We start from the raw sequence: 22,436 nt of genomic DNA, 5'->3' as shown, positions 1-22,436 counted from the left end.
TGGGAGAGGGCTGGGGTGAGGGTGCGAAGCTTAGCGATACTAAAACCATGAGACTGCCCCTTCTTGTTGCGAGGCCCAGCCTCGCGACAAGAAAGAAGAAGTAACGTATACGCTTCCGCACGCTAAGCCCTCACCCTAACCCTCTCCCGGAGGAAGAGGGAAAAAGGCATATAATGTCGTCTCATCAAACAGCACCAGTTCTTGATTCGTCGCACGACCTCTTCGAACGTGCTCTGCGCCTTTCACCCGGCGGCGTACACAGTCCCGTGCGTGCCTTCAAAAGCGTTGGCGGAACGCCCGTCTTTTTCCGCAGCGCGCAGGGCGCGATTCTGACTTCCGTTGAGGGTGAGGACTACATTGATTTCTGTCAGAGCTTCGGGCCGTTGATGCTCGGTCATCGCGATCCGGATGTCGCCGAAGTTGTGAAGGAAGCAATTGACACCGCCTGGAGCTTCGGCGCGTGCGAGCCTTACTCACTGGAACTGGCCGAATGGATTACTTCGCGTGTGCCCTGGGCCGAGATGCTGCGCTTCGTTTCTTCGGGCACGGAAGCGGTGATGAGTGCGCTCCGCGTAGCGCGGGCGGCGACCGGGCGCTCGCGAATTCTGAAATTCGAAGGCTGCTATCACGGCCACGCCGATTCCCTTTTGGTGAAAGCCGGAAGTGGATTGGCCGGAGTTGCCGCCAGCTCAAGCGCCGGCGTTTCCAAAAATGTTGCGAGCGAAACGCTGGTTGCGTCGCTGGATGAAGAAGAGAGCGTGCGCGCGGTGTTCGACACGCACGGATCGGAAATAGCCGCGGTGATTCTTGAACCGCTGCCGGCGAATTACGGTCTGTTGATTCAGCGGCGCGAATTCATAGAAGAAACGGTTAACCTCGCGCGCCGGCATGGGGCGCTGGTCATTTTCGACGAAGTCATCTCCGGTTTTCGCTTGGGGATGGGCGGCATGGCGGAAGTTCTGGGGATGCGACCCGATCTCGTGACGTACGGCAAAGTCATTGGCGGCGGATTTCCCGTCGGTGCGTACGGCGGGCGGCGCGATCTGATGGAGATGGTCGCGCCTTCCGGACCGGTGTATCAGGCCGGAACACTAAGCGCGAATCCTGTTGGTGTGCGCGCCGGGTTGACGACCCTGCAAAAGATTGAACGTGTCGGCGCCTTTCAAACGCTGGAAAAGCGAACTGCGCAGTTCTGCGATCAACTGAATGCGACCTTCGATGAACGAGGCTTGCCGGTGCAAATCACGCGCGCGGCTTCTCTGTTCTGGCTACATGCGAAGACTGATAAGGTCATTCGTCGGCTAGAAGACATCCCGACATATCACGCTGAAAACTTTGCGCGCATCTTTCACGGCGCACTGGGTCGTGGAGTTTACTTCGCGCCGAGTGGTTATGAGGTAAGTTTCATGTCGCTGGCTCATACTGATGAGCTGTTGGAAAAATCCGCTCGTGCGATTTGTGAGGCGGTTGAAGAGGCTTTTCCCTCTCCCTCTGGGAGAGGGAGAGGGTGAGAGCTTAGTAGCGGCGGGCCTCCCAAAATTCCTGGGACTAGATTCATATTGTTATTTACCGCTAAGCTTCGCTCCCTCACCCCAGCCCTCTCCCAGAGGGAGAGGGAGAAAAGAAAGAAATGAAACCTGGTCGCGACCGAATCAAAATTCTGCTGGTGGCTCTTTGGGTCACTTTCACCGTCACGCTCGCCGTGTGGTGGATGATTTTCGGGTTGCGGCAACTCAACCTGCTGGACCAGTTTCACGTTGAGCAGGCTGATCAACTACAAAGCCATTATCGGATGCTTCTGTGGGAGGGCGGCATTCTGATCGCATCGCTCATCGGCGGCGGCCTGGCGCTTTATTACTACGCGCGCCGGGAACAGAAACGACACGAGCAGGTCGAAGAGTTTTTCGCCGCATTCACACACGATGCCAAGACAGCCCTCGCGAGCCTCCGCTTGCAGGCCGAGAGCCTCAAAGAAGATTTTGGCGCGAACCCGAATCCACTGCTTGATCGTCTGCTGCAGGACACGCTGCGTTTGCAGCTACAACTGGAAAATTCTCTGTTTTTGGTCAGCCTTCCCACTGGCAAGCTTCTGAACGAGCCTGTGCGCATCGGACAATTAGTGGAAGCGCTCCGTTATCACTGGCCCAACCTGTCGATCGTTCAGAAAGGCGATGGCGTGGTGCGCGGTGATAGCCGCGCACTCACCAGTGTGCTGACCAACCTGATTCACAACGCGGTCAAGCACGGTGAAGCGTCGGAGATCAGAATAACGGTCGAGCCGAGCGACGCGGGCCGGCTGACCTTGCGTGTCGCCGATAACGGCTGCGGTTTTCAGGGCGACTTTCGGGAATTGGGAAAGCTGTTCGTACGGCACGCGCGTGGCAGCGGCAGTGGCGTCGGCCTTTACATCTCGGGGCAACTGGCGAAACGAATGGATGCGACTTTGAATTTCGCGCCCGGACGTGAAGGCGGGTTTGTCGCCGAGTTGAGTATCCCGAGTGTGCCTCAACCCGTTCTGGCCGAACAGCCGAGACACGAACTGGCATGAAGTCGATTTTGCTGGTCGAAGACGATCGCTCGCTGGGCGCAACTCTGCGCGACCGGCTGGAGCGCGAGGGTTACGAAGTCTCGTGGGTGGAGACGAAGCAGCGCGCCTTAAAGAGGTTCGGCGAAAGCCTCTGGGACTTGATCATACTGGACGTCAGTTTGCCGGACGGTTCGGGGTTCGAGATTGCGCGCGACATAAAAGCGAGTTCTTCAGTTCCGATCATGTTCATGACCGCACTGGGCACTGCTGAGAACCGCTTGGAAGGTTTTGAAATCGGGGCGGAAGAATTTATTCCGAAGCCGTTTCACCTGCGCGAGCTGCTGCTGCGCGTCAAGCATGTTTTCGAACGGCATCCCGCGCTTCATCGAATTTCGTGCAACGGGCGGGTGATTGAACTCGACAGCCGCTTAATCGTGCAACCGGACGGCCAGAGAGATTTTCTGCCGGCCAGGGATTTTCAGTTGCTGGAACTTTTGATCACCAGCGCACCGCGTGCGGTCAGCCGCAACGAAATCATCGACAAGCTTTGGGGTGAAGACAAACTGGGGAATCAACGAACGGTAGATAACATGATCGTTCACCTGCGGCAGTCTTTGGGCGATGAAAAAAGTGAATTTATTCGCTCAGTTCGTGGCGTCGGGTACCAATGGAATGCACAGTCAGAACCCCGACCAGTCGGGATAGTGGGTGGTTGATCGGAATGAACAAAGAGGCATTCGGATGACCGGAACTCTCATTCACACCTCGCTTCAGCGAGATGAAAACGCCCGACGGAAGTGTCTGGAACCGTTTGAACGGTTTTCCGATACGCCGTTGAATCGGCTCGATACCGCAACTACAGGCCAAGACACCTCGCTGAAGCGAGGTATGAATGAGAGTCAGCCCGTCGGACCCGGCGCACTCCAACTCGGCAACAGCCGCTTTCATAACGCGCTAGCCCGAGTGCCGCAGGCCTCGCCGCCCATCTGGCTCATGCGCCAGGCCGGACGTTATCACCGCCACTATCAGGATCTGCGACGACAGTTTTCGTTTATGGATCTCTGTAAGCAGCCTGAGTTGGCAGCTCACGTAGCCCTCGGTCCGGTGATGGACTTTGATTTTGACGCGGCGATTCTCTTTAGCGATCTGCTGTTCCCCCTGGAAGCGCTCGGGATGGGCTTGCAGTACACGGATGCCGGCCCACAACTCGGCTGGAAATTGACGCCGCAGACATTCGGGAAGCTACGCGCGGTCGATGAGGCAGGGCCAAGCCTTCTCTTCCAGGGCGACGCCATGCGCGCAACGCGACAGTTGTTGCCCCATGACAAGAGTTTGATCGGCTTTGTCGGTGGACCCTGGACGCTGTTTGTTTACGCTGTTGAAGGAACGCATAAGAACGTCGTGCGCGCGAAACAAGAATTGCAATTGTTTGAGAAGTTCTGCCAGACGCTGGTTCCGTTATTGATTAAGAACATCGAACTACAGTTAGCGAATGGAGCCGAGCTGGTGATGATTTTTGACACGGCCGCGGGCGAACTTGGATCCGACGTTTTCAAGGCTGAAGTCGTGCCGCAGCTCGAGCGGCTTACGCAGCGTTTTCCGGACAGACTTGGTTACTACTCGAAAAACACCACTCGCGAGCATCTCGATCATGCGCTGTTCACGAATGGCGGCTGGGCCGGCATCGGTGTCGATCACAATTGGGATTTGCGCGATGCCTTTGAACAATTTCCGCACGGTTTCATTCAGGGCAACTTCGATCAGAATCTCCTATTGACGAGCCGGGATGATTTCAAGCGAAGTCTTGAACAGTTTCTCCAGCCATTATTGACGCACGATCGCACGGGCTGGATTTGCGGACTCGGTCACGGTGTCCTGCCGAAAACTCCGGAAGAGAATGTGCGACACTTTGTTAATACTGTTAGAGAGGTCCTGCAGTGAACGATCTTTTTGCCAAGTACGACGTCCCGGCGCCGCGCTATACAAGCTATCCGACCGTTCCCTTCTGGAGCGACACGCCGACGACTGAGGAGTGGCTGACGGAACTCTCTTCAGCTTTCGCAGACGAGCAAGCGTCCTGGTCCCTTTATCTTCACCTTCCGTTCTGTGAAACCCTCTGCACATTCTGCGCATGCAATACCGTCATCACGCGCAATCACCAGCGCGAAATCGGCTACCAGGAATTGTTACTGACTGAATGGAATCTCTATCGTAACCGCGTCCCGAAGTTGCGCGAACGCTCGTTGCTCGGCATTCATCTGGGCGGCGGCACGCCGACGTTTTTCGCGCCTGAGAGTCTGCGGCAAATTCTAAAACCGATCTTGGCTGAGACGACGATCGATCCGGATCGGTTTGAAGCCTCGGTCGAAGTTCATCCGGGCCACACCACGCGCGAACATTTGAAAACGCTGCGCGAGCTTGGGTTCACACGCGTCTCGATCGGCGTGCAGGACTTCGATCCGGAGGTCCAACGCATCGTAAATCGCCATCAGCCTTACGAAGTGACGAAGACCTGCACGGACGTTGCGCGCGAACTCGGCTACACGTCAATCAACTACGATTTGATTTACGGCCTGCCGAAACAGACTATCGAGCGGTTTTCAGAGAGCGTGGACAAGACGATCGATTTGCGTCCCGATCGAATCGCACTCTACAGCTTTGCGCTCGTGCCCTGGATTAAGCCTGCGCAGCGAAGCTACACCGACGAAGACATTCCCAGGGCCGCTGACAAACGAGCGCTTTACGAGATGGCGCGCGCGAAACTCCAGACTGCCGGTTACGCTGAAATTGGCATGGATCACTTCGCATTGCCGCACGACGGCATGGCCCAAGCTCAACGCGAAGGCACTCTGCATCGCAATTTTCAGGGCTACACAGAGAGGCGCACCGATGTGCTGCTAGGCCTCGGTGTAAGCGCAATTTCAGAAGCGCCCACTTGCTTTCATCAGAACGAAAAAGCTTTTCCGGTTTATGAGCGGCGCGTCTCGCAAGGCGAGATTCCTACATTCCGTGGACATTTGCTTTCGGAAGAGGATCGCGAACTGCGCGAGCAGATTCTGGAATTCATGACTCGCTTTGAAGTCGAACTGCGCGAGCGACAGCCTGATGACGCAAGACAATTCCTCTCATCGCTCATCAGCGACGGACTGGTTGACGTTCACGGCGACCGGCTTAGGCTCACCGAGCAAGGGCGGCCGTTTCTCCGCAACGCGTGCATGTTTTTCGATTATCGTCTGCGACGGCAACAGCCCCAGGCACGCACTTTTTCGCAAGCCGTCTAACTTTCCTGAATCACCGTGAAACCTATCACTGTTGTCGGCGCAGGATTTTCCGGGCTAACGACGGCTTACCTTCTGACGAAAGCAGGCCGCGAAGTCCGCGTCGTTGAGAAGACCGCGCGCGCCGGCGGGTTGATTCGCACCAATCGCACCGAGCATGGGCTGGTTGAGACGGCCGCGAACGGTATTCTGAACTCGGCGCGCCTGGAAGCGATGTGCGCCGACATCGGGGTGCCACTCCTGCCGACGCGTCCTAACGGCCGAAAGCGCTTCATCTTTCGCGGCAAACCACGACAGATGCCTCTGAGCTTCGCCGAAGCGTTGCGGATTCCGGTTGGATTGATCGGCAACGCCGCGAAACTTCGGCCGCAACCTTTCGAAACGATCGCCGCCTGGGGCGCGCGCGTGCCTGGCAAAGGCGCAACTGAATATCTGTTGATTCCAGCACTCGGCGGAATTTACGCAGGCGATCCAGATCGCTTGAGCGCCAGTTTGATCTTCGGTCGCGCTAACCTGCCAGACCATTTGCAGACGTATCGTCCGCAGAAGGCCAGGACGCGGGGCACCGTCGCGCCGCCTAACGGAATGCAGCAATTGATCGACGGCCTCGTTGATTACCTGCGTCAGCGGGGCGCCGAGATCAATTTCTCAGAAACTGTTCCGTTCAATGACAGCGACCCGACGGTGGTTTGTCTTTCGGCAAGCGCGGCGGCAGCTTACCTCGCGAAAGCATCGCCCCGTCTCGCGCAAGAGCTCGCGCGAATCGAAATGCTTTCGCTGGTGACGGCGACCTGCTTCTTCCGTCAAGAAGCCGCGACGCTGAAAGGTTTTGGTTGTCTGTTTCCTCTCGATCAGAACTTTCGCGCACGCGGAGTGCTTTTCAACGATTGCATCTTCGAAGGCCGTGGCCCGGCGCACAGCGAGACATGGATCTATGGCGGCGCGCTGGATCCCGACGCCGTAAATCTTGACGATGAAGAGTTAACCAAAACGATCCTCGCCGACCGCACCGGGTTCTATCAACAAGAGGACAGACCGCTCGCAGTTCACATCAAGCGTTGGCCAAACGCTCTACCGCACTACTCAGTTGATCTGGAACGGACGCTGATGAAGCTCCCCAATCCTCCGTCAAATATCGCGCTGGTGGGCAATTATCTTGGCCGCATTGGCCTGGCAAAGATCTTCGAACGTGGGGCCTACGTCGTCGATAATGTCGTTAAGAACTGGGACTAGGAGTACTTTGGAGAAAGGTCCTCTGTGGGAACTCAGTGGTCCTCTGTGGTGGAATTTGCTTAGAAACCTCACCACAAAGGCACAGAATCACACAGAGAACCACAGAGTTCCGCAGGCCTGTAAGTCTTGTGAAATCCCCGCAGACAGCGGTGACCCTATTGACACTTCGAATCGACGTTAACTAAACTCCTGCCGTACGAGGTTTAGCGATGACGCTGGTCAAGCTCATAGTCATCACAGTCCTGATCATCATCAGCATCCTGCTATTCGGCCGTTTTCTGTTTTAGCTGGCTGCGGATGTCACCACTCAGGTTTTTCCAGCGAGTGTTTCCCTTCTGCGCTCGCGGCACCCATCTTATTTCCTGCTTAATTCTGTTTGTCTGCTTCAGTGCGTCTGCCGCATCGGTCGTCGCCCAGGAAATACCACCGAAAGACGATGAAGTCCTGCGGGTGACGACGGACCTGCTTCTGTTTCCTGCGCGCGTTCGCGACAAGAACGGAAATAGGCCTGACGGCCTCACTGAAAAGGATCTCTCTTTGAAGGATCCCGATGCAGTCACGAGCGGCCTGTATTTTTCGCCGGGCGTCGATCGAGTCGCGATGGTGTTCGCGTTGGATCAATCTGGGAGTGTGCGCGACATTATCAGCAAGCAACGTGACGCGGCCGCCGGTCTGTATCGGCGCTTCAACAGTCTTTCCAGCATTGCCGTTCTGCACTTCTCTCACCGCCCGGCCGTGGCCGCGCCCTTTGTCCGCGATGTTAGCTCGGCGCTGGGTGCCTTCGACGTTCGCGCTCATGACAATCAACCAACTGCAATCTTCGACGCGGCGGCCCACGCCGTTCAAATGTTCAAAACCTTGCCGCCCATCCGCAGTGAGCGGCGAATCGTAATTCTCATCAGCGACGGTTTAGACAATTTTAGCCGCGCAAAGCCTGACTCAGTGATCAGCGCAGCGCGCGCAGACCGCGTTTCGTTCTACATCATTCATCTGCCGCTCTTCGAGCCACGCGACGGGCGTCTGGCCGTGCGGCGTGCGGCCAGCGGTTTTCGCGACCTCGCGGAAAAGACCGGAGGCAAGTACTTTCTCGCTAACGACTCGCCGTTGGCGCGGCGCACAACCGTCGATCTGACGCCGATCTTTGAAGCTATCGAGGCGGATTTGAAAAGCCAATATCTGATCGGATTTTACCTGAACGAGAAAGCAAACGACGGGCGGCGGCACACGTTCTCTCTCAGCATGCCGCCAGGCCTGGAGTATCAATTCACTCCACTCGGTTATTCGCGAACGCACAAGTTTTTCGTCGAGCGCCCGCGTGAAGCGCTGAAACCGCGAAGCTGACTTGCGATGTTCCCGCCCTTAAGTGAAGATATCGCTCTCTTCAAACTCTACGATGACTGAAAAAACTGACGCAGGCTTGCGCAAGATTCGTCGCGCGCTGATAAGTGTTTCCGACAAGACGGGAATCGTCGATTTCGCGCAGGAGCTGAAAAGTTTCGGCGTTGAGATCCTCAGCACCGGCGGCACGGCGAAAGCCTTGCGTGAAGCAGGCATCGACGTTATCGACGTCGCCGACATCACCGGTTTTCCCGAGATGATGGACGGGCGAGTCAAGACGCTGCATCCGAAAATACATGGGGCGCTTCTCGGCGTTCGCGATAATCCAGAGCACGTGACGGCGATGGAACAGCACGGCATCGGACCGATCGACATGGTCGTCATCAATCTCTATCCGTTCGAACAGACCGTCGCCCGCGAAGACATCACTCTCGCCGAGGCCATCGAACAAATCGACATCGGGGGACCCGCTTTGATTCGTTCGGCGGCGAAGAACTATCACGATGTCGCCGTGGTGACAGCGCCGGAGCTGTATCGCCAAATCCGCACGGAACTAATTCTGGACGAAGGGGCGTTGACGCTCGCCACCCGCGAAGCACTGGCCCGGCTCGCATTCATGCGCACGGCCTTTTATGACTCCGCGATTTTTCCGTATCTCAGCGCAAATCTCGCCGGCGCGAAAAGCTCGCAGATGTTCCCACCCGTGCCGGAAATCCTCGACAAGATGTCGACGTACATGAACTTGTTCTCGAGCACGATGAAGTCGCTGCATGGGGACCAGTTCGAAGCGGCCGAAGATGAGGAGTTCGCTGAGCATGAGCAGCTTTCACTCAATAAGGTTTCTAACCTGCGCTATGGCGAGAATCCGCATCAGGCCGCGGCGTTGTACGACCTGGGCGTCCGCGGTGGTGCGGGGGAACAGGACGGTGTGGCTGCGGCGGAACAACTGGGCGGGAAGGAGATGTCCTTCAACAACTACGTTGATGCAGACGCGGCGTGGCAGCTCGTATGTGATTTTGATGACACGGCGTGCGCAATTATCAAGCATACGAATCCCGCCGGCGCCGCGACTGGCGCAGCCGCGGAAGAGGCCTATCGGCGCGCACTCGCTTGCGATCCCGTTTCAGCATTTGGAGGAATCGTCGCCTTCAATCGCACCCTTGACGTCGCTGCTGCGCGCGCCGTCGTCGAGATCTTCGTTGAAGTAGTCATTGCGCCGGATTTCGATGAGGCAGCGCTGGAAGTGTTGACCGCGAAAAAGAACCTGCGCGTGCTGCGTGCCGGCGCCGCTAAAACTTCCGAAGGCTTCGAATACAAACAGATCTCCGGTGGCATGCTGGTGCAAACACGCGACACTCATCGATTGGCGCGTGAAGACTTGAAGTTCGTTACCAAACGCGAGCCGACTGAAAAAGAAATCGCAGACCTGTTGTTCGCCTGGACTGTGTGCAAGCACACCAAATCGAACGCGATCGTCTACGCGCGCGACCGGCAAACCGTCGGCGTCGGCGCGGGCCAGATGTCACGTGTTGACTCTGTGAAGATCGGAGCGATGCGGGCCCAACTGCAGGTTGCGGGATCGGTGCTGGCCTCGGACGCATTCTTTCCCTTTCGTGACGGCTTAGACGAAGCCGCAAAGCACGGCATCACGGCGGTGATTCAGCCCGGCGGCTCAGTGCGTGATGAGGAAGTCATCGCCGCAGCGAATGAACACAACCTGGCGATGGTCTTCACGGGGATTAGGCACTTTAAACACTGACAACGAAAAGTGAACCCAGGCCCGCGAATACGTGCGGCAGTTCGATGCGAATGAAAATCCTCCGACGATTGATCTGCATGGCCTGGGTTTTTTCTTTGGCCGCTGTGGGATTCGCGCAAGCCAACCTTCAGGGACTTCCCAAGGACGCCACGGTTGTCGAAACACGGATGCTGCCTTCGAGTGCTCGCGCAAACCGCATGCTTGTGCTGTGGATGCTGAACCCGCGTAAGAACCCAACCAACTATCCTCCCGACGAGATGTACTCGTGTCCTGAACAAACCCGGGGAAGCCACTATTCCGGCTCGACCCGCGTGTCATTGATCGATTCGGCAACGCGCCGTGTCATCAACACTTTGAAAATTTCCGCCGCTCAAAGCGAAGAAGATAGTTTTGACCTGCCTTATGCAATCCGCAAAGGTTATTATTACCGGGTCCCAGCCAGAGTTAAGAGAGGCGCCGAAGCAAAACCAAGCCTGATTTGGTTGCGGGACTACAACGGCGACGGAAAGGTACTTGAGTTCGCACTGTTCGATGCCCTCGCGTGCATGGGATTGGAAACCACGCTGATTGGTTACAGCGAGAAACAGGATCGCGTAATTCAATATCCGATCAGTCTGGAAGTCTTTGACGGCACGAAACGCACGACGAAAGTCAGCCCTTGGGCGGATTACTTATTCAGCGGCAAGCCGGTGCGGCCGGGTTACTGGAAATACGAGATCGATTATCGCGGCCGCGGCGGTTCGTACGATAAATGGGAAGTGCGTTATAACCGGCTAAAGGAACAGTTTGAAGGCAAACTGATCATGACTTCAGGTGATTAGAGGCTTACATGACGAGATCAATTAAGAGACCGTTCATTCTTATTCTGGCGCTCTTACTGTCGAGCATTTCCATCGCCGGGCAAAAGCCGAAGGACGATCCTTGTCCAAATGCCCAGTCGCAGCTTGAAATGAATCAGTGTGCCGGTAACGCATACAAAGCGGCTGACGGCGAATTGAACCAGGTCTACCGCAAACTGGTCGCGATGCTGGACGCAGACGGTAAGGTACAGCTCAAGGTGGCCCAGACAGCGTGGCTGAAATATCGAGATGCCAACTGTGAATTCGTTGGCGATATGTACAAAGGGGGCAGCATCCGGCCAATGATTTATGCCTTTTGCCTCGCAGACGTCACCAAGAACCGTACCACTGAACTGAAAGGTCAAATCGAAGACAGAAGTCACTAAACTCATCATGCTGCAAAACAAACAAGGAATTATTTTCGGCGTGGCCAACAAACGCTCGATCGCGTGGGCGACGGCGCAGGCGCTGCACGAAGCCGGCGCAAAACTCGCGTTTGCGTATCAAGGCGAGCGGCTAAAAGACAACGTTGAGAGTCTGACTAAAGCTGAGATGCCCGACGCTCCCCTGTTTTCGTGCGATGTAACCAAGCAGGAAGAGATCGATGCAACTTTTCAACGTCTCGGCGAAGAATTCGGGCGGCTCGATTTCGTAATTCACAGCATCGCCTTTGCACCGCGTGAAGCGCTGGAAGGTGAATTCATGAAGGTCGATCGCGATGGCTTTCTGATGGCGATGGAAATCAGCGCCTATTCGCTGACGCAACTGGCGCGCGCCGCGGCGCCCTTGATGACCGAAGGTGGGAGCATCGTGACGATGAGCTTTCACGGCGCTGAGAAGGTTTATCAGGGCTACAACGTGATGGGCGTGGCGAAAGCCGCGTTGGAATCAAGCGTGCGCTATCTCGCCAGCGACCTCGGTCCGAAGAACATCCGCGTGAATGCTGTCAGTGCGGGGCCGATTCAAACACTGTCCGCCCGCGGCGTTGCGAGGCTGAGCACAATGTTGAAGCACCACGCGGAACGCGCACCGATGAAGCGCAACGTCGAAGTTCGCGAAGTCGGCAACACGGCGCTGTTCCTGTGCAGTTCCCTCTCCTCGGGCATCACGGGGGAAACAATCTACGTCGATTGTGGCTACAACATTATGGGACTGTAGAACATGGCACACGACGACTACAGAGACATTCCGGGCGGCACTCATGACGAACGTCTGCTTGAAACGCCGCGGCCCGATGAGTTCCTGCATACCGACACCTGGCGCGTGTTTCGCATCATGGGCGAGTTTGTTCAGGGTTTCGAAGACCTTGCGCCGATTACGAACGGCGTTTCGATTTTCGGGTCGGCGCGTACCTCGCGCGACGATCCCGCCTACGCCGCGGCCCAGGAAACGGCTGCTCTTTTCGTGCGCGCGGGTTTTGCGGTAATCACCGGCGGTGGGCCGGGAATCATGGAAGCCGCCAACAAGGGCGCCCTGGAAGCCGGCGGCACTTCGGTGGGCTGTAACATCGAGCTTCCCCATGAACAGAAGTCGAACGACTACCTCACGTTGTCACTGAAATTCAAGTACTTCTTTGTGCGCAAGATGATGTTCGTGAAGTACAGCGACGCGTTCGTCATCTTCCCCGGCGGGTTCGGCACACTCGACGAGTTGTTCGAAGCCCTAACGCTGATTCAAACACGTAAGATTCACCACTTTCCGGTCGTGCTCTATGGCTCAGAGTACTGGCGACCGATGTTGGATTGGTTAAAGGGCCCGATGTTAAGCGAGCGGAAGATCGTGGATGAAGACTTTCGGCGTCTGCACGTTACCGATTCACCGGAAGAGATTGTGAAGATCGTTTCGGACAGCAAGAGCAAGATCGACAAGATGCAGTAGGTACGCACGCCTCCGGCGTGCTGAGCATCTGGAGCTGTGGTACGCATGCCTCCGGCATGCAGCACGCCAAGCGTGCGAACCGTCCGTTAGCCGCCTACATTGTCGGCCAGCCAGGCGCGATACGGTGCTGAGACGTGCGCCATCGGAACGGCGACGATCTCAGGCGTGTCGTAACTGTGAATCTCGCGCACCGCCCTTTCTAAATCATCAAACTGCGCGGCAGTTGTCTTGGCAAGCATCAGGATCTCTGTTTCGCGCTGCACCTCACCATTCCAGCGATAAACGGATTCAATTTCCGGAAGGATTTGTACACAAGCCGCGAGTTGCCGCTCTACCAGCTCATTCGCAATGCGGCGCGCTTCGTCAGCGTTCCCCGCAGTCATGAAGACGACAATAGCGTCACTCATTCTGCTTCAGTTTCTTCCGCGCCTTCGTTGGCAGGTCCGGTGAGCGGCGAAGTGTCTCCGCCAAAGAATGATTCGTAGAGTTCCTTCGCCCGATCGAGATCGCGCTCATCGACCAGGACCGCGACGCCCGGTGAGACCGCCGAAAACACCGGCGAGAATTGGTCGTTCGCGCCTGATTGCACCGCCGAACGAACCCCGTTTTGCCGCAGGATGTCGTTGACCATTTCGGCTTCGACGGGTGATGACAGAGTGTGCAGCGTGACAAAGTTCGCCTCGCTGTCATCACCGGCGCTGACCTTGGTTGCTACCAGATCCGCACCGTCATCAGCACACTTCGTAATCCCAGGTTGATACTCAGCTTCACAAATAGGACAGAACATAGTTCTCCGTTCTCAAGCAATTTGGTATGCGTGTTCCGATTTTACCGACGCGCCCAGCATTTGTTCCAGTCGCCGCCAAACGCTGTCTGGCGTCATGGCTTCAAAACACGCGGGCTTAAATGCGCTCTTCGTAAATGAACAGTCAGTATCATGACAGTTGACGCATTCGAATTCTGACGTAATCCGAATCTGGTTCTTCCCAATCGTGCCGCACATATTCGGATCCGTGGCGCCGTACAAAGTCACTGACGGGACCTCCAGGGCCGCCGCGATGTGACTGAGCCCCGTGTCCAGGCCAACGGTCGCGGTGGCGCGGCTGATGATTGAAGCCTTAGCGGCTATTGAAAGCGGCGGCAGCACCACCGCATTGGCGACGCCGGCCGCGATCTTGTGGGAACGTTCGCATTCCGCTTCACTGCCCCACGGTAAGACGAGGCAAAAGCCAGCGATCGTCACGCGTTCAGCCAGCTCCCGCCAATACTGCTCCGGCCAGTTTTTCGAGGCCCAGCTGGTGCTGTGGACAAAAACTACGTAAGGCCTGTCTGTTTGCAGCGCCGGGGACGGCAGACGTTCGCGGACAATGCCGTAGTCAACCACGGCTTCGTCGTACGAGTAGGAGAGCGCCTGAGCTAAAAGCCGGCGCATGCGCGCCATCGAGTGTTCGCCCTTGGGAACGGCCAGTTTGTTTCGATAGACCAAATGCGCGCCCCACTCGCGCGCCGAAGCGCCATCGTAGCCGTAACGAGGGCCCCGAGCTTGCCGCGCCACGAAGGCACTCTTGAACTCGCCCTGGAGATCGACGATCGCGTCGTATCTGGCGGCTCGAATGCTCTTTAGGAAATTCTTAATATCACCACGTTCCGTGGAGGTGATTCCGCGCCGCCAACGGCGAAGCGCCACCGGAAAGACATTTTCGACATGCGAGTGCCAAGCGGGAATATCTGCGAACGCCTCGTCAACAGCCCAGTCGAATTTGATGGTCGCATTCGCGCGCGCGGCATCGGTGAGCGCCGGCAGCGTGTGCACAACGTCCCCCATCGATGAAAGCCTGACGATCAGAACACGCATTGTGGGAAGGATACCGGAAAGCTCTAACAGAGAGAACCGAACGTAACCTCTAAGGTAAGGAAGGGTTTGTTTACACCCGCCGTCCTCGGAGGTTAGCGGGGGTGAACCACCCTTCCTGACTGCGCTTTGCTTTGGTGAGCACAATCAGTTAGCGGGCTGCCTGCACTGCTCGCTCGAAGGGAATCTCTTCGAAATTCGTAAAGCGTTTGAACTCGCTAAATCTCTGATTAATTTCTTCCTGGGTCAGACGCTGCACGCGTTCAGTGCCGAACTCTTCCACGTTGAAAGAAGCCATCACCGATCCAAATATCATTGCGCGGCGCAACGCTGCTTCATCCAGTGTTTCCTGGCTCGCCAAATATCCCATCAGCCCGCCTGCGAAAGTATCACCGGCTCCGGTGGGATCGAAGACGGACTCGAGCGGGTACGCCGGAATCGCGAAGTATCCATCCTTCGTGAACATCGCCGCGCCGTACTCCCCGCGCTTTACGATCAGCGTTTTCGGTCCCCACGAAAGAATTTTGCGGGCGGCTTTGATCAGATTGGGCTCTTCGGTAAGTTGACGCGCCTCGGCATCGTTCACAATCAACAAGTCCACCACCTCGATCGCCTTCTGCAGGCTTTCGCGCGTCGTGTCGATCCACAGATTCATCGTATCGAGGGCGACCAGCTCGGCGTTGGGGATCTGCCCGCGTACGTCACGTTGCAAATCAGGCTGGATGTTCCCGAGAAATACGAGTCGCGCGCCCTTCGAACCGTCCGAGAGTTTCGGTTGAAAGCCGGCGAAGACATTTAAGTGCGTATCGAGCGTGTGCGCCACGTTCAGGTCGTATTCATAACGCCCGAACCAGCGAAAGGTCTGGCCATCAGGAATGACTTCCAAATCGGTCATGTCAACGCGGTGGTTTTCAAACACCGCGCGCTCTTCAGCGCCAAAATCGCCGCCCACGACGGCGACGACGCGCACATTAGTGAAGAAGCTGGCTGAAATCGAAAAGTGCGAGGCAGACCCGCCCAGCATCTTTTCGCGTTTACCAAAAGGCGTTTCGACTGAATCAAATGCGACGGAACCAACGACAAGAAGAGACATAGATGAATTTGGAATTGCGAATTTTGAATTTGGAATTGAACTTAGGTCTTAGGTCTAGACTGCTCACTGCACACTGCTCACTACTCACTGCTTACTTACTGTCTTTCCACCGAGTGTGCGAAGGGCATTCTCGGCCTGGCTGCGGAAACTGCTTTCGGGATAGCTGTTGACAAGCTGGGTGAAGAAACCGCGAGCTAACTCGCGAAACTGTTCAGCCGTCAAAGTCTTCTTCGTTTCGCCGTCATGTATCACGTACAGCGACGAGTTCTGCCTGCCCTTGTTTTCCGCGAGATTCAGGCTGCTCTGCCCGGCCATAAAGAGGGCCTCGTCAATCCGCGAGAACGACGGATTGGCTGCGATGATCTCCTCACTTCGCTGCAGCGCCGCCACATAGGCCTTTCGCGTTTTGTAGTAATGGCGCGCCACCTCAAGATTATGCTGCGAGTCCTTTTCCAACTCAGCGTCGCGCTGAAACTGCGGCTGCTGTTTCGCGCCACTCTGAGCTGTCACAGCCAGAGGAGCGGCGAATAGAACCAGGGTGGCAACGATTATGAAAATCTTCATCTTGTACTCCTAAAACCCGAAACTTAGGACCTGAAACTTGAAACTAACTCCTGTACTTCCCAATGATGGCTTCCAGCTTGCGAACGGTTGCTTCCGGCCAAAGGTTCGGCGCGGTAAATATTGCGTTCTTCAGCGCCGCACCGCATTTGCACTCACGCGCCTGGCCGGCGAGGCCTTTGACCGCGCCCTTGATGATTAGCTGAGCATTCCGCACGTTCTGGTTCAGGTAATCGATCACGGTTTCGACCGTAACGGCGTCATGACCCGGATGCCAGCAATCGTAATCAGTCACCAGGGCCAGCGTCCCGTAACAAATCTCCGCTTCGCGCGCCAGTTTCGCTTCCTGCAAATTCGTCATGCCGATGACATCCATGCCCCACGAACGATACACGTTTGATTCGGCGACCGTCGAAAACGCCGGGCCTTCCATGCATATGTAAGTGCCGCCGCGATGCGCATTGACGTTGACAGTCTGGCACGATTCCTCAAGCAAGTCTCCGACCTGCGAACACACCGGATGGGCAAAGGCGATGTGCGCGACGATCCCTTCGCCAAAGAAAGTCGATTCCTGGACGCGGCCACGCGTGCGATCAAAAAACTGATCGGGAATCACCATGTCGAGCGGCGCATACTTTTCCTGCAACGATCCAACCGCGGAAGCTGACAGGATTCGCTCAACGCCGAGCAGCTTCATCCCGTAAATGTTCGCGCGGAACGGAACTTCAGTCGGCGTGAAGCGATGGCCGACACCATGCCTGGGCAGAAACGCTACGCGTTCGCCTTCCAGGGTGCCGAGGATGAATTTATCCGACGGTTTCCCAAACGGCGTCTGGACCTCCATCTCTTCAACGTCCGTCAACTCCGGCATCTGATAGAGGCCGCTGCCGCCAATGATTCCGATTTTCGCTGCTGTCATTTCTTGACGTTTTTAGAGTCGGGCTACTGGCCGACTGCGTTAACCCGGCGGGCGGTAGCCCGCCTCTAAACAGGAACCGCGCTAAACTTCCCTTCCTCTTCCACAATTCGCGCTAACGGCTGTTCCGGATCGTGATAGAACAAGCACGTCCAGTCCTCACGAGCGGCTTGCGGCAACAAACGTTTCTTCGCTTCGACCGTTTCGACCGGATAGAGGTCGTATCCCATCACCCAGGCAAATGGCACGTGCGCCCGCATGGGCACGAGATCGGCGAATCCGAACATCGTCTGACCGTTTTGTTCTAGGCGCCAACACTGCATCGAACGATTGTGGCCGGCCTGCGTCTCCATCGTAAGTCCGGGAACAACTTCGTACTGCGCCGGCTTCAATTCCAGTTGCCCGCTGTTTTTCAGCGGCCGCCAATTCTCCGGAAAATAACTCGCCTTGTCGCGGTCGCTCGGCTGTTCGGCGTGATCGTACTCGGCCTGTGAAACAAAGTACCGTGCATTCGGAAATTGCGCGCGGACAGTCCCTGACTCATCGATCGCCGTGTTGCCGCCCGCGTGATCGAAATGCAGATGCGTATTCACAACGATCGTTATTTCTTCCGGCGAGACCTCCGCGATGGCTTCCACCGATTCAGCCAAACTCCGCGTCCGGTTAATTCCGTACATGGTGCGATGCTTTTCAGACCATTTGTCGCCAATGCCGGTTTCGATCAGCACCCGGTCTGTGCCGGAGTCGATGAACACGCAGTTCATGTTCATCAGAATGCGGTTCTGTTCGTCCGGCGGACAGAACTTCGACCACAGGTTGCGCGGCACAACGCCAAACATCGCACCACCGTCCAGTCGAAACTCACTGTCCGGCACAATTTCGACGCGATAGTCGCCAAACTTCATGGGTGTTGGGTGTCGGGTCGGGTGCGGGGGGGTCGCTTTGGAGACGAACCGCCTGTGACCGCCACGTGCTTCAAGTTCTTTGGTGTTGGTTTTCTAATAAATTCTCGGACTAAACCCTTTAGACCCTTCACCCAACTCCCTACACCCGTCCTCACTTCATTTTCTTGCGGGTGAGCTCTTGCCCTTCGGCGCCGGTGTCGCTGCCGGTGGAGCTTGCGGCTCAAATGGCAGCCCCTGCGGCATTTGCTGCTGAGGCGGCATTTGCACGGCAAAGTTTTCCGCGATCGTGATGTGGCCGCTCTGGCGCTTTACGATTTCCTCGATTAGCTTTTTCTCTTTCTCCTGAGCGACCTCTTGTGACGCGCGCTCTGGATCACCGGTGCGCCGGCCCTCATTCTTGATGATGTGGAAACCGAATTGCGATTCGACGATCTCGCTTGTCTGGCCAGGCTGAAGAGCGAACGCGGCATTTTCGAACTCCGGCACCATTCGTCCCTTGCCAAACCAGCCCAAGTCGCCGCCATTCTGCTTGCTGCCATCGTCGGAATACTCTTTGGCCAGGTTCTCGAAATTCTCGCCGGCCTTAACGCGCTTCAAGACCTCTTCCGCTTTCGCGCGGGCCGCCGGCTTGTCCAGGCCGCCCTGCTCCGTCGGCATCTCAGCCGACTTAGTGGCTATCAGAATGTGGCGCGCGTGCACCTGCTCTTCCGGGTGCGCTTTTACGTACGCGTCAATTTCAGCCTGCGACGGTTTGGCGGCCTTCACTAAAACTTCTTCCTCATACATTGACGCCAACAGCCGCGACTGCTGAAGCATGAGCTGCAACTGAGTCTTCCGTTGCTGATCGAGGCCGGCCGCAACTCCGCGGCGCTCTCCGATCAATACCTGACCCAACTGGGTCCGGATTTCGGTCATCTGCTCGGGCGAAATCTCCTGCTGCGCCATCGCCGGGTTGCGCGCGCGCGCATCGGCGATGAACTGTTTAAGGCGCTCTTCCTGACCGGGCTCTTTGAAGAAGCCTTCGATCTCAGCCTGCGTGACCTGTCCCTGGCCCTGTCCCTGCTCTTTCGCCTGAATCTGAGAAATGATGAAGGCGCGCATCAGTTCGAGTTGGCGCTTCACATCCGCCCGGTTGGTGAAACCCTTCGCGCGGGCTTCTTCTGCGACTGCCAGCAACTCGCGGATGTTTTTCACAAAGTCTTTGCGTGATGCCTCGTCGGAAGCCAAACGCATGCGAACCTGCGGCGCCTGATCGCTCGCGATTAGGGACATGTCATCGGCGCTTAGATTGATGGCTGTGGCATGACTGGCTCTAACCTGCCAAACAATCAGGCCGACCGAAAACAGAATGCCGACACCAGCGGCAATCCAGGCTTTAGTAGTTGAATTCAAAACAAGACTTCCTTTCGAAACTAATAAATTGGTGATTTACAACTGCGGATCCTGTACCAATTCCAGCAAAACGCCGCCCGTGGATGATGGATGAATGAAGGCTACAAGGCAACCGCCCGCGCCCACCCGCGGCTTTTCATCGATTAGTTTTGCACCTTTGGTTTTCAAGTCCGCCAGGGTCGCTTGAATATCTTCGACGCTCACGGCGATGTGATGGATGCCGCCGCCACGTTTTTCGAGAAATTTTGATATCGGAGAGTCCGCCGACATGGGCTCCAGCAACTCAAATCGCGATTCTCCGACGGGCAGCATGCAGACGCGGACTTTTTGTCCAGCCACCTCTTCGGTGTGGTCGGCACGCAAACCCAGCAAATCTCGCCAGACGTCCGAGGCGTCATCAATGCCGCTGGTGGCGATTCCAATGTGATGAATCTTCATCTGGGTCACTGGTCAGTTATCGTTTTGTTCTTGGTACTTTGACCTGGAATCAGATTAGAGCCAAAGTTTTGAAGACGGCTCTTTGGTTTGGACGTCTAAGTACAAAGCACGAAGTACAAAGTACAAATGCCAACTGACTACTGACTACTGACTACTGACATTCCGATAAGTTCCTCGACCGCCGAATACGGATCGCGCTGCTTTGACGCCACCTCCGCCGCCAGCGCTTCCAGCCTCTCAGCGGCGCCGTTTCCACCCAGCGCCTCGTTCACAAGTTGCTCACGCAACAACTCAAGAATCCGCCAGCGCGCAATGGCCAGGCGACGTGCGCTGGTTTCCGGCCTCGACTGCTGAAACTCGCGACATTGTTTGATCGCCGCAGCAAGCTCTTCGATGCCTTTGCTTTCCGTCGCGACGGTTTTGACGATAGTCGGTTGCCAGGCGTCATCTCGCTCTGCCAGCGAAAGCAAAGCCTGCAACTCTTTTTCCGCGCGCAGAATCCCTTCGCGATCAGCCTTGTTCAGCACCAGGACGTCGCCAATTTCCATGATGCCGGCCTTCAAGGCCTGCACATCGTCGCCCATGCCGGGAACCAAAACGACCACGCAAACGTCAGCCGTCTTTATGATTTCAACTTCGTCCTGGCCAACCCCGACGGTTTCGACCAGAATCTTTTGATAGCCGGCCGCATCGAGAATCGCGACTGCATCCACCGTCCCGCGGGCCAAGCCCCCGAGATTTCCGCGCGTGGCCATCGATCGAATGAAAACGTTTTTGTCGAGCGACAAGGTCTGCATCCGGATGCGATCACCAAGGATCGCGCCGCCGGAAAAGGGACTGGACGGATCGACCGCGATAATGCCGACGCGCTCGCCCTGCTTGCGATAGTAAGCAGCTAGCTTGTCAACGATCGTTGACTTGCCCGCACCCGGCGCGCCCGTAATCCCAATTACGAGTGCTTTGCCCGCGCACGCGAACACGTCTTTCATCAACTCAGAAGCCGATGAGGCGCCGTCTTCTACACGCGAGATCGCGCGCGCGACCGCCGTCAGCTCTCCGGAGACAATTCGATCAATGAAGCTGCTCATGAAAAGGGCGAACTGACTGGAGCGCAAGCGTCCTCGCCTGCTCATTTACGGAAGCGGCAAGCGGAAGGCTCCAGTCCAAAACCCTCAGGTCCCCTTCAGAATCTCGCGGGCAATGATCATCCGTTGAATCTCTGACGTGCCTTCACCTATCGTGCAGAGCTTTGAATCGCGCCAGTACTTCTCCGCCGGATAGTCCTTTGTATAGCCATAGCCGCCGTGGATCTGAATCGCTTCTTCGCAAACCTTAACGCTGATTTCGGATGAGTACAGCTTCGCCATCGACGATTCTCTGGTCGTTCTCTTTCCCTGATCCTTCATCCACGCGGCGCGATACATCAACAGCCGCGCGGCGTCGATTTGCGTCGCCATGTCCGCCAGCTTGAACTGAATTGCCTGAAACTCACGAATCGGTTTGCCGAACTGCTGTCGCTCACCCGAATAGCGCACCGCCGATTCGTACGCGCCCTGCGCGATACCGACGGCTAGGGCCGCAATCGAAATGCGTCCGCCGTCCAGAATCTCCATCGCGTTTACAAAGCCCTTGCCTTCATCGCCGATGCGATTCTCATCCGGCACAAAACAATCTTCGAATACGACACTCGCTGTTTCTGAGGCGCGCAAGCCGAGCTTGTTCTCTTTCTTTGAAGGCGAAAAGCCCTTCATGCCTTTTTCAAAAATGAATCCGGTAATGCCCTTGCTGCGTTTCGCGCGGTCGCTCGAAGCGAACGCCACACACGTATCCCCGTGAATGGCATGCGTGATGAAGTTCTTGGCCCCGTTGATTAACCAGCCTCCGTCTTGCCGAACAGCCGTCGTGCGCGTCCCTGACGCATCCGATCCGGCGCCGGGTTCCGTCAATCCCCACGCGCCGATGTGTTCGCCACTCGCGAGCGGCACGAGGTACTTCTGTTTCTGCGCTTCAGTGCCGTACTGAAAAATGTGATTCGAACAAAGCGACGTGTGCGCGGCGACCGAGATTCCGACCGAGCCATCAACCCGTGACAATTCCTCGATCACCGTTGCGTATTCCACGTAACCGAGACCCGCGCCACCGTACTCTTCCGGAAACAGCACGCCGAGCAGACCCAATTCGGCGAGCTTCGGTTTCAGCTCAATGGGAAAATGCTGGGTTTCATCCCATTCCATAACGTGCGGCGCCATCTCGCTCTCAGCGAACTCGCGCACGCTCATCTTCATTTGTTGTTGTTCTTCAGTGAGTTCGAATTCCATGATTACAGAACCGCGACCGATTGGGAGCGCTTACAGCCTTAACTCGAATTTATGATCCCGTCGCTACCGCTCCGGGTTCCGACACACTCAGCCTTACACTCAAACGACA

General features: G+C 56.4%; 23 protein-coding genes. 12 read left to right on the top strand and 11 right to left on the bottom strand.

Annotated elements, in window-relative coordinates; translation table 11 throughout:
* Nucleotides 1-173: 173 nt before the first annotated feature.
* The 12 genes from VFX97_02600 (at nt 174) to VFX97_02545 (ending at nt 12,852) form a co-directional block, all read left to right on the top strand.
* The gene (locus VFX97_02600; protein HEX5702092.1) at nt 174-1,511 is read left to right on the top strand and encodes a glutamate-1-semialdehyde 2,1-aminomutase; all 1,338 of its coding nucleotides are present in this window, start codon (nt 174-176) and stop codon (nt 1,509-1,511) included.
* Between the two features lie 119 nt (nt 1,512-1,630).
* Entirely contained in the window at nt 1,631-2,548 is a 918-nt protein-coding gene (locus tag VFX97_02595) for a HAMP domain-containing sensor histidine kinase (GenBank protein HEX5702091.1), read from the top strand.
* On the top strand, nt 2,545-3,243 hold the full coding sequence (locus VFX97_02590) for a response regulator transcription factor (protein HEX5702090.1): 699 nt from the start codon (nt 2,545-2,547) through the stop codon (nt 3,241-3,243). Before VFX97_02595 ends, VFX97_02590 begins: the two co-directional genes overlap by 4 nt.
* Nucleotides 3,244-3,268: 25 nt before the next feature.
* On the top strand, nt 3,269-4,468 hold the full coding sequence (locus VFX97_02585) for a uroporphyrinogen decarboxylase family protein (protein ID HEX5702089.1): 1,200 nt from the start codon (nt 3,269-3,271) through the stop codon (nt 4,466-4,468).
* The gene (gene hemN, locus VFX97_02580) at nt 4,465-5,808 is read left to right on the top strand and encodes an oxygen-independent coproporphyrinogen III oxidase (GenBank protein HEX5702088.1); all 1,344 of its coding nucleotides are present in this window, start codon (nt 4,465-4,467) and stop codon (nt 5,806-5,808) included. The genes VFX97_02585 and hemN overlap by 4 nt, the downstream gene beginning before the upstream one ends.
* Nucleotides 5,809-5,823: 15 nt before the next feature.
* Nucleotides 5,824-7,038, top strand: coding sequence for an FAD-dependent oxidoreductase (locus VFX97_02575; GenBank protein HEX5702087.1), 1,215 nt, complete (start codon nt 5,824-5,826; stop codon nt 7,036-7,038).
* A 297-nt stretch (nt 7,039-7,335) separates the two neighbouring features.
* A complete protein-coding gene (locus tag VFX97_02570) occupies nt 7,336-8,379 on the top strand; it encodes a VWA domain-containing protein (protein HEX5702086.1) in 1,044 nt (347 codons plus the stop codon).
* 52 nt (nt 8,380-8,431) lie between these two features.
* Nucleotides 8,432-10,135 (top strand): bifunctional phosphoribosylaminoimidazolecarboxamide formyltransferase/IMP cyclohydrolase, encoded by a 1,704-nt coding sequence (gene purH / locus VFX97_02565; protein HEX5702085.1) that lies wholly within the window; start codon nt 8,432-8,434, stop codon nt 10,133-10,135.
* Between the two features lie 50 nt (nt 10,136-10,185).
* Nucleotides 10,186-10,956 (top strand): hypothetical protein, encoded by a 771-nt coding sequence (locus VFX97_02560; protein ID HEX5702084.1) that lies wholly within the window; start codon nt 10,186-10,188, stop codon nt 10,954-10,956.
* Between the two features lie 8 nt (nt 10,957-10,964).
* A complete protein-coding gene (locus VFX97_02555; protein ID HEX5702083.1) occupies nt 10,965-11,360 on the top strand; it encodes a lysozyme inhibitor LprI family protein in 396 nt (131 codons plus the stop codon).
* A gap of 7 nt (nt 11,361-11,367) precedes the next feature.
* On the top strand, nt 11,368-12,132 hold the full coding sequence (locus VFX97_02550) for an enoyl-ACP reductase (protein HEX5702082.1): 765 nt from the start codon (nt 11,368-11,370) through the stop codon (nt 12,130-12,132).
* 3 nt (nt 12,133-12,135) lie between these two features.
* On the top strand, nt 12,136-12,852 hold the full coding sequence (locus tag VFX97_02545) for a TIGR00730 family Rossman fold protein (GenBank protein ID HEX5702081.1): 717 nt from the start codon (nt 12,136-12,138) through the stop codon (nt 12,850-12,852).
* Between the two features lie 86 nt (nt 12,853-12,938).
* Here VFX97_02545 and cutA read toward each other — a convergent pair whose 3' ends face one another.
* From cutA to VFX97_02490, 11 genes are all read right to left on the bottom strand, one after another.
* Nucleotides 12,939-13,259, bottom strand: coding sequence for a divalent-cation tolerance protein CutA (gene cutA, locus VFX97_02540; GenBank protein HEX5702080.1), 321 nt, complete (start codon nt 13,257-13,259; stop codon nt 12,939-12,941).
* On the bottom strand, nt 13,256-13,639 hold the full coding sequence (locus tag VFX97_02535) for a DUF2007 domain-containing protein (GenBank protein HEX5702079.1): 384 nt from the start codon (nt 13,637-13,639) through the stop codon (nt 13,256-13,258). Before VFX97_02535 ends, cutA begins: the two co-directional genes overlap by 4 nt.
* A 12-nt stretch (nt 13,640-13,651) precedes the next feature.
* Nucleotides 13,652-14,707, bottom strand: coding sequence for a lipopolysaccharide heptosyltransferase I (waaC, locus tag VFX97_02530; GenBank protein ID HEX5702078.1), 1,056 nt, complete (start codon nt 14,705-14,707; stop codon nt 13,652-13,654).
* Nucleotides 14,708-14,855: 148 nt separating this feature from the next.
* Complete coding sequence (locus tag VFX97_02525; protein HEX5702077.1) at nt 14,856-15,797, bottom strand: PfkB family carbohydrate kinase; 942 nt, start codon at nt 15,795-15,797, stop codon at nt 14,856-14,858.
* An 84-nt stretch (nt 15,798-15,881) separates the two neighbouring features.
* Nucleotides 15,882-16,361, bottom strand: coding sequence for an outer membrane protein assembly factor BamD (gene bamD / locus VFX97_02520; GenBank protein ID HEX5702076.1), 480 nt, complete (start codon nt 16,359-16,361; stop codon nt 15,882-15,884).
* A 43-nt stretch (nt 16,362-16,404) separates the two neighbouring features.
* Nucleotides 16,405-17,277, bottom strand: coding sequence for an S-methyl-5'-thioadenosine phosphorylase (locus VFX97_02515; GenBank protein HEX5702075.1), 873 nt, complete (start codon nt 17,275-17,277; stop codon nt 16,405-16,407).
* Nucleotides 17,278-17,342: 65 nt separating this feature from the next.
* On the bottom strand, nt 17,343-18,179 hold the full coding sequence (locus tag VFX97_02510) for an MBL fold metallo-hydrolase (GenBank protein HEX5702074.1): 837 nt from the start codon (nt 18,177-18,179) through the stop codon (nt 17,343-17,345).
* A gap of 156 nt (nt 18,180-18,335) precedes the next feature.
* Nucleotides 18,336-19,571, bottom strand: a complete 1,236-nt coding sequence (locus VFX97_02505; protein ID HEX5702073.1) for a peptidylprolyl isomerase — start codon at nt 19,569-19,571, stop codon at nt 18,336-18,338.
* Between the two features lie 36 nt (nt 19,572-19,607).
* Nucleotides 19,608-20,009: a methylmalonyl-CoA epimerase gene (gene mce, locus VFX97_02500; protein ID HEX5702072.1), complete on the bottom strand. Its 402-nt coding sequence runs from the start codon at nt 20,007-20,009 to the stop codon at nt 19,608-19,610.
* 137 nt (nt 20,010-20,146) lie between these two features.
* Complete coding sequence (meaB, locus tag VFX97_02495) at nt 20,147-21,097, bottom strand: methylmalonyl Co-A mutase-associated GTPase MeaB (GenBank protein HEX5702071.1); 951 nt, start codon at nt 21,095-21,097, stop codon at nt 20,147-20,149.
* Nucleotides 21,098-21,181: 84 nt separating this feature from the next.
* Nucleotides 21,182-22,327, bottom strand: coding sequence for an acyl-CoA dehydrogenase (locus VFX97_02490; protein HEX5702070.1), 1,146 nt, complete (start codon nt 22,325-22,327; stop codon nt 21,182-21,184).
* Between the last annotated feature and the right edge of the window lie 109 nt (nt 22,328-22,436).

This window comes from Pyrinomonadaceae bacterium (genome assembly GCA_036277115.1).
Lineage (GTDB): Bacteria > Acidobacteriota > Blastocatellia > Pyrinomonadales > Pyrinomonadaceae > UBA11740.
Note: the sequence above shows the minus strand (reverse complement) of the source record. Positions and strands in the feature narration are given on the sequence as shown.

What these genes read in the sequence shown, in the direction of transcription:
- VFX97_02600 (HEX5702092.1), top strand. Translation starts at nt 174, where the DNA reads ATGTCGTCTCATCAAACAGCACCAGTTCTTGATTCGTCGCACGACCTC.
- VFX97_02595 (HEX5702091.1), top strand. Translation starts at nt 1,631, where the DNA reads ATGAAACCTGGTCGCGACCGAATCAAAATTCTGCTGGTGGCTCTTTGG.
- VFX97_02590 (HEX5702090.1), top strand. Translation starts at nt 2,545, where the DNA reads ATGAAGTCGATTTTGCTGGTCGAAGACGATCGCTCGCTGGGCGCAACT.
- VFX97_02585 (HEX5702089.1), top strand. Translation starts at nt 3,269, where the DNA reads ATGACCGGAACTCTCATTCACACCTCGCTTCAGCGAGATGAAAACGCC.
- VFX97_02570 (HEX5702086.1), top strand. Translation starts at nt 7,336, where the DNA reads ATGTCACCACTCAGGTTTTTCCAGCGAGTGTTTCCCTTCTGCGCTCGC.
- purH (HEX5702085.1), top strand. Translation starts at nt 8,432, where the DNA reads ATGACTGAAAAAACTGACGCAGGCTTGCGCAAGATTCGTCGCGCGCTG.
- VFX97_02560 (HEX5702084.1), top strand. Translation starts at nt 10,186, where the DNA reads ATGAAAATCCTCCGACGATTGATCTGCATGGCCTGGGTTTTTTCTTTG.
- VFX97_02555 (HEX5702083.1), top strand. Translation starts at nt 10,965, where the DNA reads ATGACGAGATCAATTAAGAGACCGTTCATTCTTATTCTGGCGCTCTTA.
- VFX97_02550 (HEX5702082.1), top strand. Translation starts at nt 11,368, where the DNA reads ATGCTGCAAAACAAACAAGGAATTATTTTCGGCGTGGCCAACAAACGC.
- VFX97_02545 (HEX5702081.1), top strand. Translation starts at nt 12,136, where the DNA reads ATGGCACACGACGACTACAGAGACATTCCGGGCGGCACTCATGACGAA.
- cutA (HEX5702080.1), bottom strand. Translation starts at nt 13,259, where the DNA reads ATGAGTGACGCTATTGTCGTCTTCATGACTGCGGGGAACGCTGACGAA.
- VFX97_02535 (HEX5702079.1), bottom strand. Translation starts at nt 13,639, where the DNA reads ATGTTCTGTCCTATTTGTGAAGCTGAGTATCAACCTGGGATTACGAAG.
- waaC (HEX5702078.1), bottom strand. Translation starts at nt 14,707, where the DNA reads ATGCGTGTTCTGATCGTCAGGCTTTCATCGATGGGGGACGTTGTGCAC.
- VFX97_02525 (HEX5702077.1), bottom strand. Translation starts at nt 15,797, where the DNA reads ATGTCTCTTCTTGTCGTTGGTTCCGTCGCATTTGATTCAGTCGAAACG.
- bamD (HEX5702076.1), bottom strand. Translation starts at nt 16,361, where the DNA reads ATGAAGATTTTCATAATCGTTGCCACCCTGGTTCTATTCGCCGCTCCT.
- VFX97_02515 (HEX5702075.1), bottom strand. Translation starts at nt 17,277, where the DNA reads ATGACAGCAGCGAAAATCGGAATCATTGGCGGCAGCGGCCTCTATCAG.
- VFX97_02510 (HEX5702074.1), bottom strand. Translation starts at nt 18,179, where the DNA reads ATGAAGTTTGGCGACTATCGCGTCGAAATTGTGCCGGACAGTGAGTTT.
- mce (HEX5702072.1), bottom strand. Translation starts at nt 20,009, where the DNA reads ATGAAGATTCATCACATTGGAATCGCCACCAGCGGCATTGATGACGCC.
- meaB (HEX5702071.1), bottom strand. Translation starts at nt 21,097, where the DNA reads ATGAGCAGCTTCATTGATCGAATTGTCTCCGGAGAGCTGACGGCGGTC.
- VFX97_02490 (HEX5702070.1), bottom strand. Translation starts at nt 22,327, where the DNA reads ATGGAATTCGAACTCACTGAAGAACAACAACAAATGAAGATGAGCGTG.